The 16,947-nt window shown below is 57.1% G+C and carries 13 protein-coding genes and 1 pseudogene; 7 read left to right on the top strand and 7 right to left on the bottom strand.

Annotated features, from left to right (window positions below; genetic code table 11):
* Nucleotides 1-373: 373 nt before the first annotated feature.
* The 6 genes from PMI22_RS05265 (at nt 374) to PMI22_RS05240 (ending at nt 7,474) form a co-directional block, all read left to right on the top strand.
* Entirely contained in the window at nt 374-2,071 is a 1,698-nt protein-coding gene (locus PMI22_RS05265; RefSeq protein ID WP_007948226.1) for a sulfatase-like hydrolase/transferase, read from the top strand.
* Nucleotides 2,072-2,178: 107 nt separating this feature from the next.
* Nucleotides 2,179-2,847, top strand: a complete 669-nt coding sequence (locus PMI22_RS05260) for an ABC transporter ATP-binding protein (protein ID WP_007948228.1) — start codon at nt 2,179-2,181, stop codon at nt 2,845-2,847.
* A 1-nt stretch (nt 2,848) separates the two neighbouring features.
* Complete coding sequence (locus tag PMI22_RS05255) at nt 2,849-5,320, top strand: FtsX-like permease family protein (RefSeq protein WP_007948229.1); 2,472 nt, start codon at nt 2,849-2,851, stop codon at nt 5,318-5,320.
* Entirely contained in the window at nt 5,310-6,374 is a 1,065-nt protein-coding gene (locus tag PMI22_RS05250; RefSeq protein WP_007948231.1) for a lipocalin-like domain-containing protein, read from the top strand. Before PMI22_RS05255 ends, PMI22_RS05250 begins: the two co-directional genes overlap by 11 nt.
* 62 nt (nt 6,375-6,436) lie before the next feature.
* A complete protein-coding gene (locus PMI22_RS05245) occupies nt 6,437-6,679 on the top strand; it encodes a hypothetical protein (RefSeq protein ID WP_007948232.1) in 243 nt (80 codons plus the stop codon).
* Between the two features lie 210 nt (nt 6,680-6,889).
* Nucleotides 6,890-7,474 (top strand): hypothetical protein, encoded by a 585-nt coding sequence (locus PMI22_RS05240; protein ID WP_007948233.1) that lies wholly within the window; start codon nt 6,890-6,892, stop codon nt 7,472-7,474.
* Between the two features lie 509 nt (nt 7,475-7,983).
* Here the strand turns inward: PMI22_RS05240 and PMI22_RS05235 are convergent.
* From PMI22_RS05235 to PMI22_RS05205, 7 genes and pseudogenes are all read right to left on the bottom strand, one after another.
* Complete coding sequence (locus tag PMI22_RS05235) at nt 7,984-8,232, bottom strand: DUF6429 family protein (protein ID WP_007948234.1); 249 nt, start codon at nt 8,230-8,232, stop codon at nt 7,984-7,986.
* Nucleotides 8,233-8,727: 495 nt separating this feature from the next.
* Nucleotides 8,728-10,095: pseudogene (locus PMI22_RS05225) on the bottom strand (RHS repeat domain-containing protein); the annotation flags it as partial.
* Nucleotides 10,096-10,179: 84 nt separating this feature from the next.
* The gene (locus PMI22_RS05220) at nt 10,180-10,575 is read right to left on the bottom strand and encodes a hypothetical protein (RefSeq protein ID WP_007948238.1); all 396 of its coding nucleotides are present in this window, start codon (nt 10,573-10,575) and stop codon (nt 10,180-10,182) included.
* A complete protein-coding gene (locus PMI22_RS05215) occupies nt 10,572-13,952 on the bottom strand; it encodes an RHS repeat-associated core domain-containing protein (RefSeq protein WP_443200815.1) in 3,381 nt (1,126 codons plus the stop codon). The genes PMI22_RS05220 and PMI22_RS05215 overlap by 4 nt, the downstream gene beginning before the upstream one ends.
* A 28-nt stretch (nt 13,953-13,980) precedes the next feature.
* Nucleotides 13,981-14,283 carry an RHS repeat-associated core domain-containing protein gene (locus PMI22_RS30870; RefSeq protein ID WP_338010179.1) on the bottom strand — a complete coding sequence of 101 codons (303 nt, stop codon included), beginning with the start codon at nt 14,281-14,283 and terminating at the stop codon, nt 13,981-13,983.
* Nucleotides 14,166-15,152 carry a type VI secretion system tip protein TssI/VgrG gene (gene tssI, locus PMI22_RS05210; protein WP_007948240.1) on the bottom strand — a complete coding sequence of 329 codons (987 nt, stop codon included), beginning with the start codon at nt 15,150-15,152 and terminating at the stop codon, nt 14,166-14,168. The genes PMI22_RS30870 and tssI overlap by 118 nt, the downstream gene beginning before the upstream one ends.
* A gap of 131 nt (nt 15,153-15,283) precedes the next feature.
* Nucleotides 15,284-15,799, bottom strand: coding sequence for an Hcp family type VI secretion system effector (locus tag PMI22_RS05205; protein WP_007948242.1), 516 nt, complete (start codon nt 15,797-15,799; stop codon nt 15,284-15,286).
* A 416-nt stretch (nt 15,800-16,215) separates the two neighbouring features.
* Between PMI22_RS05205 and PMI22_RS05200 the strand changes: the two genes are divergently transcribed.
* Entirely contained in the window at nt 16,216-16,893 is a 678-nt protein-coding gene (locus tag PMI22_RS05200) for a type 1 glutamine amidotransferase domain-containing protein (RefSeq protein WP_007948243.1), read from the top strand.
* Nucleotides 16,894-16,947 lie beyond the last annotated feature (54 nt).

Below are 16,947 nucleotides of genomic sequence, written 5' to 3' on the forward strand. Positions count from 1 at the left end.
AACTACCTTGAAAAACGCCGAAATAGCGAGAGTAAAACTGTCAAAAGGGGTATAGCCCAGCGTTGAGAAAACGTGTCAGCAAACTGACATTCTGTTGTGGTAGTGGATCCCCCAATTTCGGGGCTAAATGCCATCAAGTGCTTGTTGAGGCTGGATTTGTCGCGGTTTAGAAGGGTTTATACGGTCTTAAATAAATCGATGGACGGTCTTGCACCAATTAAATTGGGGGATGTACCCCCATTTGTGTGTCAGTTTTGAGGCAACATTTTTTTGACGCCCTTTTGAAAAGTCCGACAATTCTTGCGCTTTGATGGCTCGGTGCTAGTGTCAAAAAACGGCCGACAATCTATTGGCAAATAACATCGGAAATATAATGATTCGATATCTCAAAGAACTGCTCTTAGTTCTCTATTTGTTTAAGAACTACGACTATTACCTCGAACGTTTAAGTGCGATGGGCATCGGTTTTCCGGTGCTGTTATTTGGTGGCATGTTTATTGTGCTGACGATGGCGCTGTTTATGACGGCGTACATTCGTCAGACGTTGATCCGACATCTGTTCGCCCTGGTGATGTTCGTGTCGGCGGTGTTTTTCGACGTCTATACCCGTGTCACAGCCGATTACCTGACCTACAGCAGCTTCGTGTCGCTGGTGTATTCGGGTGGATTCATCCAGGAGGCGATCTACCAATACCGCGACGCAATCATCAGTGGCCTGGCCGGCGGTTTGCTGCTGCTGTTTGGCATCGGACTGAAGCCACGCCGGCGCATGCCATTGCCGAGTGCGTTGTTGGTGTCAGCTCCGGTGCTAGGGGTGCTGCTGCTCAGTGCGGTGTTGTTCGTGCGGGCCGGCGAGGGTGCCCGAGGCTTGCCGATCATGTACACGCCGCTGGCCTATTTGAATCTGTTTACTTATGAAGCCTTGCACAACACTGTCGGCCCGCGTGAGCCGGTGAACCTGGCGCGCAACGATCAACCGATGGGCCACGACATCGTGTTGATCATCGACGAGAGCATCTCCGGCAACTACCTGGACATCAACGCGCCGTTTGGCGTGCACAGCAACCTCAAGGAACCGCGCCCGGGGGTGGAGATTTTCAACTACGGGTATGCCGCCTCCATTGCCAATTGCAGCGCCGATACCAACGTCACGTTGCGCTACGGCGGCACTCGCGCCGACTACATGCGGATCAACAGCACGCTGCCGTCGATCTGGCAGTACGCGAAGAAGGCCGGTCTGCACACCGTTTACATCGACGCCCAGCGTACAGGTGGCAACCTGCAGAATCTGATGACCGACGCCGAGAAAAAGGACATCGACGAGTTCGTGCAATTCGACCAGACCAGCGTGCGTGATCGCGACATGGCGGCAGCGGCCAAGCTGATCGCTTTGCTCAATGACGGTCAACCGCAGTTGGTGGTGATCAACAAGGTAGGCGCGCACTTTCCGGTTCACGATAAATACCCGGATGCGTTCATGGCGTATCGCCCGACCTTGCCTCGCGGGCAGTTTGTTGAAGTCGCCGATACCGGTAAACGTGATGGGTTCAACGGGCAGCCGGATGATTGGCTGTTGTACCGCAATGCCTACAAGAACACCTTGCTGTGGAATGTCGGAGAGTTTTTCTCGCGGGTGTTCGCGCAGGCTGATCTGAGCAATGCCTTGTTGATCTACACCTCGGACCACGGACAGGACCTGCATGAGCGGGGCAATCCCGGGCTCAATACTCACTGTGGCGGTGACCCGGTGGAAGAAGAAGGATTAGTGCCGCTGGTGGTGATTCAGGGCAGTGCGTTGAAGACCCTGGACTGGCAGGCGCAATTGGCCGCAAACAAGGATCGCTCCAGTCACTACAACATCTTCCCGACGCTGTTGCAGTTGATGGGGTACGACCTGGCGGGAGTCGAGGCGGTGTATGGCAAGCCACTGAGTGTGTCGACGGCCGACGACTTCACGTTCAACTACCGGTTTAATGCGCGACTGGGGGCGAAGCCACAGTGGAAGCATATTGATTTGGAGAGCATTGTGACGCCTTCGCAGGTACCGGCGAGTGTGGCGGCGGGGCAGTGAATTGTTTGTTGTCTCGGCGGGCCTCATCGCGAGCAGGCTCGCTCCTGCAGGGATAAGTGGGAGTCAGGCCGCTATTCTTGCATCATGCTTCTTAAACGGGTTTGCCCATGCTTCAGGTCCAAGGCGTCTTCAAAAGCTACGCCACCCCACAAGGCCCACTGCCGGTGCTGCAAGGCGTCGACCTGACGCTCAAACCCGGCAGCAGCCTTGCGCTGATGGGCGAGTCGGGCAGCGGCAAAAGCACCTTGTTGCACCTGATTGCCGGGCTGGACAAGGTCGACCGGGGCAGCATTCGCAGCGGTGAACATCGGCTGGAACAGATGACTGAAGCACAACTGGCCCACTGGCGGCGTACCGAAATCGGCCTGGTGTTTCAGCAGTTCAACCTGATCGGCAGCTTGCGCGTCGAGGACAATCTGGCGTTTCAGGCGCGGTTGGCCGGGCGTCATGATCCGTGCTGGCAGGCGCATCTGGTGCAACGCCTGGGGCTGAGCGATGTGCTGCGCCGCTATCCGGAGCAACTGTCCGGCGGCCAACAGCAGCGAGTTGCGCTGGGTCGCGCGTTGGCGTCAAAGCCGAAACTGTTGTTGGCCGACGAACCCACCGGCAGCCTTGATGAAGCCACCAGCGACGAGGTGTTGAAGTTGCTCCTGGAATTGCTCGACGACACACCCACCACATTGTTGATGGTCACTCACAGCCCACGGGTTGCAGCGCGGCTGGCGGAAAAAGTGGTGTTGCAGGGTGGTCGTCTGGCTGGCACGGACGAGCGCTGAAGTGCGGGTTTTTCGCGAGACGCTGCGGGCGCTGCTCAGCCATTGGCGGCAGCACCCGGTGCAATTTTTCAGCGTGCTGACCGGGCTCTGGCTCGCCACCGGTTTGCTCACCGGTGTACAGGCGTTGAACAGTCAGGCGCGGGAAAGCTACGCCCGGGCCAGTCAGTTGATTGGCGGTGAACCGCAGGCCAGCCTTGGCGCGCCCGGTGGCGGGACGTTTTCTCAGGCGTTGTTTGTCGACTTGCGCCGTGCCGGTTGGCCAGTGTCGCCGGTGCTGCAAGGTCGAGTCATCCTCAAGGGTCATGAAGACCAGCGTTTGCAGCTGATGGGCATCGAGCCGGTGTCGCTGCCGGCCGGTTCCTCGGTGGCGGGGCAGGCGCTGCCAATCGAGCAGATTGTCGAGTTCTTCAGTGCGCCGGGCAGTACCTGGATTTCACCACAGACGTTACAGACTTTGGGGTTGCGCGAAGGTGAGCGCCCGACCAGTTTGAGCGGTGTTGCATTACCGCCACTGCACGTTCAAGCAGACATGGCCCCCGGTGTGCTGCTGGTGGACATCGGCTTCGCGCAGCAGATTCTCGGTCTGCCGGATCAACTGTCGCGTTTGTTGTTGCCCAAGGATTTCAGTGCTCCGTTACCCGATGCCTTCAAGGATCAACTCCAGCTCAAGACCAGCGGCGAGGAGAATAACCTCGCACGCCTGACCGAGAGCTTTCACCTGAACCTCGACGCATTGGGTTTTCTATCCTTCGTGGTCGGCCTGTTCATCGTCCACGCGGCCATCGGCCTGGCGCTGGAACAACGTCGGGGACTACTGCGAACCTTGCGCGCTTGCGGCGTCAGTGCGCGGATGCTCATCGCAAGTCTTGCGGTTGAGCTCGGCGGTCTGGCCCTGGTGGGTGGTCTCGCCGGTGTGGTCAGCGGCTACCTGTTGGCCAGCGTGCTGTTACCGGACGTCGCGGCCAGTCTGCGCGGCTTGTACGGCGCCGAAGTGGCGGGGCAATTGAACCTTAGCCCGTGGTGGTGGCTCAGCGGTGTCGGCCTGAGTTTGCTCGGTGCGTTGCTGGCCGGTGCCAATAGTCTGCTGCGAGCGGCGCGTTTGCCGTTGCTGGCGCTGGCCGATCCACAAGCCTGGCATCAGGCGCATGCGCGCTGGTTGCGACGCCAGGGTTGGGTGGCGGCAACGGCGGCGGTGATTGCGCTCGGTGCCTTGATCTGGGGCGACAGCCTGGCCAGTGGATTTGTGTTGATGGCGACGTTGTTGCTCGGCGCCGCACTGGCGCTGCCCGTGGTGCTCAATGCTGTGCTCAACCTGGTGTTGCAGCGCAGTCATTCAGTGCTCGGCCAATGGTTTGTCGCCGATTGCCGGCAGCAATTGCCGGCCCTGAGCCTGGCCTTGATGGCGTTGCTGTTGGCACTCGCGGCGAACATCGGCGCCGGCAGCATGACCGCCGGTTTTCGTCAGACCTTCAGCAACTGGCTCGAACAGCGCCTGACCGCCGAGCTTTACCTCAATCCGCAAACCCCGGCTCAGTCCCGCGAGTTGCACGCCTGGCTCAAACAGCAGCCGCAACTTTCGGCGGTACTACCTAACTGGCAAGTGGCGATCCAGCTGCAAGGCTGGCCGGCGGAGATTTTTGGTGTGATCGATCACCCGACCTATCGCCAGCATTGGCCGTTGCTGGAGGCCTTGGGCGATAACCCGTGGGATCGACTGGCCAAGGACGACGCGTTGATGCTCAGCGAGCAACTGGCCCGGAGGCTGAAGGTGCGCCTCGGCGATCACCTGACGATTCCCACGTCGGGCGGCCCATGGTCACCGCGTATCGTCGGGATCTACGCCGATTACGGCAACCCCAAGGGCCACCTGCTGGTCAACGTCAGCCATCTGCAGCACGGCTGGCCGCAGATGGCGCCCAACCGTTTTAATCTGCGCATTGAGCCGGCATTGATCCCGTCGTTCGTCAGCGCCTTACAAACACGCTTCGCGCTCGACGATAGCCGCATTGTCGATCAGGCGCGGCTCAAGGGCTGGTCGACGCAGGTTTTCGAGCGCACCTTTGCCGCCACCGCCGCGCTCAACAGCCTGACTCTTTTTGTGGCGGGCGTGGCATTGTTCATCAGCCTTCTGACCCAGAGCCAAAGCCGCCTCGGGCAACTGGCGCCGTTGTGGGCGCTGGGCGTGACGCGGAAACAATTGATGCTGCTCAACCTCGGGCAGACCTGGTTGCTGGCGGTGTTGACGCTGGTGCTGGCGTTGCCGCTGGGGATCGCGCTGGCGTGGTGCCTGGATGCGGTGATCAACGTCCAGGCGTTCGGCTGGCGCCTGCCATTGCGCGTCTTTCCGCTGCAACTGTTGCAGTTAATGGGACTGGCATTGCTTGCGACATTACTGGCGTCGGCGTGGCCGTTGTACTCGCTGTATCGCACGCAACCGGCGGACCTGCTGAGGACGTTTGCTCATGAGGATTAAGCTCGGTCTGCTGCTTTTGGTTTTGTTGAGTGGCTGCGACAACTCGAAGCCGGTTGAGAAAGGCTTCGCCGGTCTGGGTGGCGAGGCCGCAACGTTTGCGCCGGTGCTGCCCGGTCGGGTGTTCAGCTTTCCGGCAGATCATGGCCCCCATGACGGTTTTCGCATCGAGTGGTGGTACGTCACCGCCAACCTCAAGGACGAGCAAGGCCGGGAATTCGGCGTGCAATGGACGTTGTTTCGCAGCGCCTTGAAAGCAACGCCCGAGGTCGCAGGCTGGGGCAATCAGACGATCTGGCTGGGGCATGCGGCCGTGACCTCAGCGACGGTGCATCACGCCGCCGAACGCTACGCCCGTGGTGGCGTCGATCAGGCAGGCGTGAGCCTGGCGCCGTTCCATGCCTGGATCGATGACTGGCGTTTCAGCAGTCAGAGCGCTGACCTTTTGTCGGATTTGCAACTCAGTGCGCGGGACAAGGATTTCGGCTACCAACTGCACCTGACAGCCACCCGTGCGCTGGTGCTGCAGGGCGATAAAGGTTTCAGCCAGAAATCCGAACAAGGCCAGGCGTCGTACTACTACAGCCAGCCGTTTTTCCAGGCCAGTGGCTCGCTGGAAATCGATGGCAAGACCTATCAAGTCAGCGGCCCCGCCTGGCTTGATCGTGAATGGAGCAGCCAGCCGCTGACCGCCAACCAGACCGGCTGGGACTGGTTTTCCCTGCACCTGGACAGCGGCGAACAGGTGATGCTCTACCGCATGCGCCACAAGCACGGCGAGCCTTACCTCACTGGCACCTGGATCGACGCCCAGGGTCAGACTCAACAACTGCATGCAGACGACATCCGCCTCACCCCGCAAGACACCGCCAAGGTCGCTGGCCGTCAAATGCCCGTGCGCTGGTCAATCAAAATCCCCGGCAAACACCTCGACATCACCCTCAATGCCCTCAACCCCAACGCCTGGATGGATTTGCGCATTCCGTACTGGGAAGGACCGGTGCAACTGAGCGGCAGCCATGCGGGGCAGGGCTATCTGGAAATGACCGGGTATTGAGCCGGAACTCTCGGCGGATCGACGTCCTCCTACGTTAACCAACCCGTTCACAGGAGCCCGCCATGAGCGACGACCTCAAACCGCCAGACCTTGCCGCGTGGCAGCGCCTGTTCGACGACAGGGCCTACTGGCAGCAATCCCCCGATGCCCATTACGTCGAACTGCTACGCATGGCCGACGACTTGTTGGGGCAGGGCGCCATCGACCTCGAACAGTGGCAAGACTTGAACGCCAGGGCCGAGCAATCGCACAAGGACTCGCCCGCCGTGAACGTCGCCCAGGAAGTCGAGGATCCGCAGGCCTGATAAACCCCCGACGAACGCGAAAGTGACGCCCTGCGCGCCACTTGGCTGACCTGACGCAAGGAAAGTGTAAAAAGCACCGACAACGACGAACCTGGCGCAAAAGAAACTGCAAAAACTTCTTGAGGAGCGTCTATGCTCATTGGCACACATCGCGCTGACGCCTGAGCCAGAGCGGTCTGTTGTCATTTATTACCAAGGAATGTATTGCCTATGAAACTCCACGCACTGACCAAAGCCATCACCCTCGCAACCTTGCTGTCTGCTGTCAGCCTTGGCGCCATGGCCGAGGAGATTCCGCTGTCTGCTGACGTGGTAGCGGATCAGATCTCCGCGACAGTTGTTTCGGTCGACGCCGCAAAACATCAAGTCGTCCTTAAAGGGCCTGAAGGCAAAGAGACTGCAATCCAGCTGACTGACGAGGCGAAAAACCTCGACAAATTGAAAGCCGGCGATGAGGTCGACATTCAAGTGGCACACGCCGTTGTATTCGCCCTCGATACCGACGTCAGCAAAGGCTTGCCAGGTGCTGCCGAACGCACGGGCGAAGCTCGCGCGGCTCCAGGTAGCAACAAACCGGGCGGCGAAGCTTACCGTCAGGTCCAGGTTCAACTGAAAATTACCAAAATCGACCTGGCGAAAAATCAGGTCACCTTCGAAGGTCCGAAGGGTAATTCCAAAACGATTGACGTCGTAAAACCAGAAGTTCAAGCCAAACTCAAAGACCTGAAGGTTGGGCAAAGCGTTGTTGTCACGTACACCGACGTGCTGAAAGTGACCACTAAATCCAAAACCTGAGGATTGACGGTATAGCCTGATTGTTCTTGTATAACTTTTTGTACAAGAACAATCAGATTTAATGTTCTGGTTGGTGAGTTTTGGTGGGTGCCGAATAGTATTTCGATCGTCATTCACTTAAACATTATGTATATAAAATTTCATGTTCGCTGCGCGGACATATTTGCAAACTTCTATTAAACTCCCCTCGTTCGCCCTGTGTCGTGGCTCTTTACCAGTGCATGGAATGCCAAGGCCATTGCGCTGGGCGGACACCTTATAGAAGGGCTGATAGCGAATACACAAAAACGGGCGATCATTTGATCGCCCGTTTTTTTTACTCGGCCTGTGCCTGTAGGCGTTGGCCGAGGTCGTGTTGCGCATCGCAATGACAGGGGTGAAGTCCTGAAGCCGCGTGGGGTTGCCCTAAAGCGATTCACCGTAAACGCTCCATAAACCCCACCCTTTCTGAGGTGAGCGCGCTCAGCTAGACGATAATCAGATGTACACGGCGTGACCGTAATATGAAATCAGGTATCAGGGTTGCATGCAGTTCTCACACCAAACAACTGGTCGGCTATTTGCTTACCTCGCTCCAGTCCTTCTGTAGTCAACCAAATCGATTTGCTCTTGTTCACCGGATTACTGATGAAACCATGTTCATGCAATCGGTTCATGGTCTCGAAGTCGAACCCTTTCCAGGCATTTCCTTTGTCGGAACTGAAGGTTGCCAACAGGGCAAGCACTGCGTTTTCAATCAATTTGTCGTCGTATTCCATGATCATTGCTCCGCTCATATTCAACAGGGATGGTCGAGTTTGTGATGGGCGCCCCATAATTCCTGCCAACTTACATAAGAGTAGTGCGCTCAGCCAGGCGACGCCAGCGAGCAGTTCAAGGATAAAAGGGGACGGATTTATTTTCATCATATTTTCATCAGAGAAAATAAATCCGTCCCCTTTATTTCTTCTTTCGGTCCTTTCGGTCGCTTTCGGTCGGTCCCCTTTCGTTCTATCACTCTTCGAATGAGTGCGTTGCTACCTGCGACCAATTATTTTTCTGGATGATCTCTAAGGATGGGTTTTCAGTCTCAAATTCTACAAGTAAGGTTAGAAAGCCATTTACGTTATTGTCCACGTCGCTCGGATTTAACCAGCCCATCTCGCACTCTTCACAGTGCAAGTATAATTTTTCATTAGTAGTGTCATGGGTGATAATTAGCCTTCCTTGCTTGCAGGCCGGACAGTTTTTGTACCAGTAATATTTTTCCATTTTTATTCCGCAGGATAAGAGGTGATTATTTTGTTGGTTTCAGGGACTAGCTTCATTTCAAGATTGTAAAATAATTTGCCTAAATTGGCCTCGCCACCTCCAGAACGACCGACCATTTTTCCCATCGGTACTTTTAATGTCCCTGTCGCGTCCGGTTTAATTCCATCTGCTTGGGCTTTCCTCCAAGCCTCGTTGGTCACATCGACTCCATCACCATAGAAAACCCCATGTTGAGGCTTGGCGGGATTATCGACATTGTGAAGTTGAACATGATCTACTCGGCTTTGGCCTTTGTACTTCCCTTTCGCGGGTACGACGCTTTTCCAATCTAGATCCTCAGCAGGTGCTGGAGCAACGGGTGATGACTCGGCGACCGAACTAGCAGTTGAGTCATTGACTCCATTCCCAGCATTGCCTGGACAACCACTACTCAACCCCAACGGATCCACCCACCCCGTAGGGTTAGGCACGTACTGGTAGTTGTTCAACCCACCCGCAAGCTTGATCGGATCCGGTGTCAGGAACCGCCCGGTCCCCGGATTGTAGTAGCGATTCCGGTTGTAGTGTAAGCCCGTCTCCGCATCGAAGTACTGCCCCTGAAACCGCAACGGGTTGTCGATTTCGGCGACGTCCAATGCGGCAACGTTGCCATAAGCGCGGTACTTGGCCGACCACACGATCTCGCCACTGTAGTCAGTAAGCTCCTGCGGTGTACCCAGATGATCGAGCTGATAGTAAAACGGCGTCGCCTTCATTGGGCCTTCGCCATCCAACATCACCAGCGGTCTGAAGCTAGCCGGCTCATAGATGTAAGTGCGATAGCGGTTATCAGCGCTTTCGGCGATCAGGCGTTCGCCTTGCCACAGGAATTCGGTGGTGCTGCCATCGACGGTTTTTTCGATACGCCTGCCGAAGGCATCGTACTTATAGGACGCGGCATTGCCGCCCGGCAGGCTGGCACCAATCAAACGGTGTTGGCAGTCGTAACGGTATTCGGTGACGAGTTTCTGCCCTGTGCCACGACGTTCGCGGGTCAGGTTGCCGTAGGCGTCGTAGTCGTAGTGGCGGTCGCCCTGCATCAGCAGGCGGTTGCCTTTGATGTTGGCCAGGTGTGCGGTGGGTTGGTCGCCTTGGCCCAGCAAGTTGCCGGCAGGGTCGTGGGCGAAGCTTTCCGGGGTGCTGCCACGGACGTTGATCAGGCGGTCGAGCGGGTCGTACTGGTAGCTGCGATTGCCTTTGCGACTGTCATCGACGGCAGTGAGGTTGCCATTGGCGGCGTAAGCGTAGCGACGGTGGAACAGATTGCGCTCCTGCTGGCTGGCGCTGTGCGCCTGCAATCGACCTTGTTCGTCGTACTGGTATGACAAAAGGGGACGGATTTATTTTTCTCGTGAAAATAAATCCGTCCCCTTTTTGCCCTTTTTTGTCCTTTCACGCTTTTTCACAGGTTAAACTCAGTCCAACGGATATTCACATGACCAGGGTGGAGTGAATAGCTCTGGATTGATATCGTTCTTTTGAAGGAAGGTGTTTATTTCTTCTTCGGATTCTAGTGTTTGGCAGTTTATGATAGTGGTGTCGCTACTTCCGATACTATCTCTGGTTTCAAGTGCGTGTTTTGATATTGTAAATTCTATTGCGACATATTTTGAGTTTTTTGCGTCTTCTAGGAATTTGTAATAGAACTCACCCGGGAATCGATCTGTGAAGTTAAGGTGATATACCGCGTATATAGCAATCCATCTCCGTAAGGACTCGTCATTTGTAGGGAGTTCTTGCGCGATTTCTGTATAAGATTTCGCTTCCAGTCCCCACCAAACTTTTCGCGGGATGATTTTTTGATTTTTCATTTTTGCCCCTCAAACGGGTTTGGCCAGTATATTCGAATTGCTTCACCTTTGACGGGGTGTAGTTGCAAGTGCGGGCTATCACCATGAGGGTCACTAGGGTCGTGGTTCGCCATTGTTACTTTCCTGGTTTTTATGTCGGAAACAGGTGTGTCGTCCCAGTGATAGTATTTTTCAGGTTCCTTCACCTTCCTGAAGTGTGTTTTAGCAGTGGCCGAATTAAAATCATCGGCGTTTCTATAACCTTGTCCAACATATTTGCCTAAAAATAGCTCTTCAGCCTCTGCTCTGCTGTTAACGGTAACAGAGGTCGCACCCCGATCAAGTGCCTCTGATGCTCTTTTTACAGATGGACTTGACCAAGGAATATCTGGAACTGGCGGCTCTTTGGTCTCGACCTTAGCTTTACCTGCCGGGTTTACCGAAGGTTCTGGCTTGCCCCCAGCCCCAGGACACCCATTCAACCCCAACGGATCCACCCACCCCGTAGGGTTAGGCACGTACTGGTAGTTATTCAACCCACCCGCAAGCTTGATCGGATCTTGTGTCAGGAACCGCCCGGTCCCCGGATTGTAGTAGCGATGCCGGTTGTAGTGTAAGCCCGTCTCCGCATCGAAGTACTGCCCCTGAAACCGTAGCGGGTTGTCAATTTCGGCAACATCGAGTGCGACGAGGTTGCCATAAGCGCGATATTTCGCAGACCACATGATCTCGCCACTGTAGTCAGTGAGCTCCTGCGGTGTACCCAAATGATCGAGCTGATAGTAAAAAGGCGTGGCCTTCAGCGGACCTTCGCCATCAAGCATCGCCAGCGGTCTGAAGCTACCCGGTTCATAAATGTAAGTGCGATAACGGTTGTCAGCGCTTTCAGCGACAAGGCGTTCGCCTTGCCACAGAAATTCGGTGGTGCTGCCATCGACGGTTTTTTCGATACGCCGGCCGAAGGCATCGTACTTATAGGACGCGGCATTGCCGCCCGGCAGGCTGGCGCCGATCAGGCGGTGCTGACAGTCGTAACGGTATTCGGTAACGAGTTTTTGCCCGGTGCCGCGACGTTCGCGGATCAGGTTGCCGTAGGCGTCGTAGTCGTAGTGGCGGTCGCCCTGCATCAGCAGGCGGTTGCCTTTGACGTTTGCCAGGTTCGCGGTGGGTTGATCGCCTTGGCCCAGCAAGTTGCCGGCTGGGTCGTGGGCGAAGCTTTCCGGGGTGCTGCCACGGACGTTGATCAGGCGGTCGAGCGGGTCGTAGTGGTAGCTGCGATTGCCTTTGCGGCTGTCGTCGATGCCAGCGAGGTTGCCAGTGGCGTCGTAGGCGTAGCGCCGGCGGAACAGGTTGCGTTCCTGTTGGCTGACGGTGTGCGCCTGCAATCGGCCTTGTTCGTCGTACTGGTATTGGCTGAGCAGCAGGCCTTGCTGGCGCTGAAGTTCCCGACCGGCGCTGAACTGGTGCGTGGTCAGGCGTGAGCCGTTGAGGTCGATGCTGTTTAGCTGGCCGCCAACCTGGTGGCGGTAATCGAGTTTGCTGCCGTCGGGGAGACGGCAGTGGCTGAGTTGGCCGAGCGTGTCGTACTTGTATCGCAGGGTGCCCCAGCCTTGGTGTTCAGTGATCAGGCGGTCTTGCAGGTCATACTCGTAGGCGAGCGGCCAGTGGCGGTCGTCGACGCTGACCAGGCGGCCGAAGGCGTCGTAGCTGTAATGGATTTCCCCGCCATCGGCCGTGGTCTTGACGAGCAAGCGGCCAGCAGCATCGCGTTGGTAGGCGGTGACCAGTTCGCTGCCGTCGTCGCCGAATTCGGTTTTCTTCAGCAACTGGCCGTTGAGGTCGTACTCATAGGCGGTGCGACGACCATCGAAACCGGTTTCCTGCTGGATCAGGCCATTGGCGTAGTAATCGAGGTGGTAGTGCTCGCCACGTTCGTTCTCGATCTCGGTCAGCAGCAGGCGAGAGTTGTCGTAGCGGTAGCGCAGTTGGCTGCCGTCCGGATTCAGGCGGCGGCTGACCAGGTGCAGGCCATCGGCGTATTCGTAGCGAGTGATGCGCCCCAGTTCATCGCGTTCGGCGGTGACTTTGCCGTAGGCGTTGTAGGTAAATGCACGGGTGGCGCCACCGGGCAGGGTGACTTGGGCGAGACGATTGACGGCGTCCCATTGGTAGTGGGTAATCGCGCCGGTTTCTTCTTGGCGGGTGATCTGCCGGCCCAAGGCGTCGTAACGGTACTTGCGCTGGCCGCCGTCGGGCAGGCGCTCTTCCAGCAGTTGGCCGAGGTTGTTCCATCCCAGTTGATGACGGCTGCCATCGGGGTGGCGGATTTCTAGCAGGCGGCCTTGGCGGTCATAGCTGTAGAGGGTGGTGTTGCCGTCCGGGTCGATCTGTTGGGTGATGTCGCCCTGGTTGTTGCGCTGATATTTCCAGGTGGCTTTGCCGCGATGTACGTCGCTCACGAATCCATTGCTGTATTCGTAAGACACAGGCTCGTCTTCTGGAGGAATGACCGCCGTCATCAAGCCGTCTTCGTCGTACCGGTATTCGGTCACGGCGCCCAGCGGATTTTTTTCTGCGATCAACTGGCCCTTGTCGTCGTAGGCCTTGAGGTGTTCCGCGCCATCGGGGTCGATCTTGCTGATCAGTCGCGCTTTATCATCGTGGGTGTAGACCTCTTCGCTGCCATCGGCGTTGGTAACAGTGACGCTACCTTTATCGTCCCAGACGTAGTGCGCTTCCATCTGCGAAAAACTCGCCCAGTGATGGACGCAGCGCGCGAGCTTGCCTTCGTTCTCCCACTCCCAAAAGAAACTGGCACCACCCGCCAATTGCCGTTCGAGAATCACCTGTTGATCGTTGTAGCGATACCGCTCGGCTTCACCGGCAGCGTTCTTCGCTTCAATCAGGCGATGCTGCGCGTCATAGCTGTACGTGACCAGCGTCTGGACGGTGTTCCAGGCATCTTCCAGCGTGTCCGCTGGAAGGAACTGCTGATAGTCGACGGCAATGATGTGCTTGCGGTCGTAACGCAGGAGGAGGGCGCGACCGGCACCGTTGTCGAGTCGTTTGATCCGCCCGTGAATGTCTCGGGTGATGTGCAACCGGTAGCCATAGCTGTCGCTGATGGCGATCAGGGTCGCGCCTTGGCGGTTGAAGCGGAAGTGATAGAACAAAGGCCGTTTACCGGCCTGGGCCAGTACCAGTTCCGAAGGATCGTCACCAATAAAAATCGCGGCGCGCGACAAGCTGTTGGTGATGGCGGGGCGTTGCTGGCTCGGAAGCGGGAAGGGCGTGGCACGGTTTTCGTGGTCGGTCCAGATGACCTCGTCGCCGTTGATCTCAACACGGTGCGCCAGCGCATGGCTCCAGCCGTAACCCAGGCCACAATCGATTTCCACGGCGCTGGTTCGATACAGGCGCGTCCACTCAAAGGGCAGCAGATGTCCCCTCATTAACCTTGGTATTACTCGCTGGATCCTCAACAGATCCAGGTTTGCAATTCACTCCTCCCGGACAATTGCTATTCAATCCCAACGGATCCACCCACCCCGTAGGGTTAGGCACGTACTGGTAGTTGTTCAACCCCCCCGCAAGCTTGATCGGATCCGGCGTCAGAAGCCGCCCGGTCCCCGGATTGTAGTAGCGATGCCGGTTGTAGTGTAAGCCCGTCTCAGCATCGAAGTACTGTCCCTGGAATCGCAGTGGATTGTCGACTTCGGCGACGTCCAGTGCCGCGAGGTTGCCATACCTTCGGCGAGCTGGAAGTCGCTGCGGTGACGTTCGAGGGCGCGCTTGGCCAGGTGCTTGCCGCGCTCACGGTCGAGGAAGCGACCGGGGTAGTCGTAGTCTTCAAGGTCGGGCAGGGCGTCGCCACGGTTTTCGCTTTCGAGGGTGATGCGCGGTTTTTCGAAGTCGTAGTCGCGGCGGGTGGTGCGGCTGGTGCGGGTTTCCAGACGCAGGTCGAAACGCTTGATCACCGGGTGGTTGGCGACCATGCCGGAGTCTTGCTGGTAGGCCACGGGGTCGAGTTTCGGGAACACCGTCTGGTCATCGCCGAACACCAGTTTGTGAGCCGTGGCGCTGTGCTGGAAGTGGTAGTGGATACCTTCTTCCTCGCACAGGCGCTGGATGAACTGCAGGTCCGATTCATCGTATTGAACGCAGTAGAGGCGCTCGGGATAAATCGCCCCGACTTTGAATTCGTAGGTGTTGCTCTGGATGCCGTGCTCTTCGAGGACCTTGCCGATGATTTTCGGCACGCTGAGGTTCTGGAAGATGCGCTGGTTGATGCGGTGCGCCAGGTAGGACAGTTGCGGACGCAGGGTCACCGCATAGCGGGTCAGGCGTTTGTCGGAGTCGCCCTGGGCGGCGCGGTAGATCTGGCCATGAATGCCGCTGCCATCAGGCGAGAGCTGCAAAAAGGCCGTTTTGTGCAGCAGGGTTTCGAGGTCCAGGGACGGCTGCTCACTGACCAGTTCCACCTCAAACACGAACGGTTGGCTGATCGCCTCCCGACCTTGCAAGGCCAACACCTGTAAATCGCAGGAGAGGCCTTCGATAGTCAGGGCAAAGTGAGTCTGATTGGCCGGCGCGAACATCCCTTGTTCCTCGTGCAGTGCTGCGGCGTGCGCCAATAGCCGGAAAGGCCTCGGCAGACGCAAAAATTCTGGAAGGGCGAAAACAACATCGACCAGCAGAGCTGGCCGATGCTTTAGACGGTCGGCCTGATTCAGGCGACCGGCAGACGCCAGTCATCGGAACCCGAAGTACCGGATACTTCGTGGGTCCAGGTGATTTTGCGGTAGGTGAACTGCACTTCTTCCAGGTGCGTGAAGTGCGAGTTCGACGGGTCCTGGCAGTTGTGCATTTTGTTGTTGATGGCGACGATGATCGCGTCTTCCAGTTTGGTGGTGTAGTAGTGCTCTTGGGTACCTTGAGCCGAAGTGCGATACCACTGGATAACGATTTCGCTCATGCGCTCGCCGGAGGTCAAAGCCGCTTGCAGCAGTGGCGAGGACTTGTCGTAGACTTTGGTGATAACCACTGGCTTGTGCACGCGCTGACCGGTCGGTTGGCCGGATTGCGGGTCACGCGGGATGATCACGTCGTGGCTGAAAGCCTGAACCATGACCTGGTCTTCGTGACCTTCCTGGTAGGTGTTGCCAACCGAGTCGGCGGTGAACGCGCCGGCAGTGATCAGACCTTGCTTCTCGCCAGTGACGGACATGTATGCTGGTGTTGCCATGGATGAGCTCCTTGCTAAAAAATTAAGAGTGCCCGGGAGGCGGTATCGCCCGGTGGGTGCCAGACACTTATCAAGGTCCGTGCCAGGAGCAGTGAAAGTCATGTAGATCAAGGAATTAGGGGCGATTTTCGGTTGCTGAAAGATTTGTCGACGTAGATCCCTGAGGAACGTGCGCAATAACTTGCACACCATTGCGCAACTTCTTGCGCACTTGGCTGGAGTGCCCACCTGGCCGGGCGATCAGCATTTATGTAGGAGCTTTCTATAGGATAGGTGCGCAACTTCTTGCGCATAACGGCGTTGCGCCACCCGTCAAAGACAACCCGCATCCGGTGCAACGAATCGACCGGCCGCAGGGTCCATAAAAACAGCGCCGCCGAGCGTTCCGAACAACCCTGAACCGGAGTGAGAACGACATGAAAATCCTGATGGTTTTAACGTCCCACGATCAACTGGGTGACACGGGTAAGAAAACCGGCTTCTGGCTGGAAGAATTTGCTGCGCCGTATTTCGCCTTCAAGGACGCCGGTGCTCAACTGACCCTGGCTTCGCCCAAGGGTGGCCAACCTCCGCTGGACCCCAAAAGTGACGAGCCGGACGCGCAAACCGAGGCCACTGATCGGTTTAACAAAGACCCTGCCGCTAAATCCTCATTGGCCTCTACTGCGCTGCTCAACAGCGTGAGAGTCGAGGATTACGATGCGGTTTTCTATCCGGGCGGCCATGGTCCGTTGTGGGATTTGGCCGAAGACACCTTTTCGATTGCGCTGATCGAGGCGTTTATCAAGGCAGGCAAACCGGTCGCGGCGGTCTGCCATGCACCGGGTGTGTTGCGTCACGTCAAAGGCGCGGATGGCCAGCCTTTGGTCAATGGCAAGCGCGTGACGGGGTTTACCAACTCGGAGGAAGAGGCGGTGCAATTGACGAATGTCGTGCCGTTTCTGGTGGAGGACATGCTCAAGGAGAAGGGCGGGATTTATTCCAAGGGCGATGATTGGGCGAGCTATGTACTCACGGACGGATTATTGATCACCGGTCAGAACCCGGCGTCGTCCGAAGCGGCGGCCGAGGCGCTGCTAAGCAAACTCCGCTAAAACACCGCCCTGTAGCAGCTGGCGAAGCCTGCGTCGGCCGGTCCGCGCTCGGGC

It is taken from the genome of Pseudomonas sp. GM21 (assembly GCF_000282215.1).
GTDB lineage: Bacteria > Pseudomonadota > Gammaproteobacteria > Pseudomonadales > Pseudomonadaceae > Aquipseudomonas.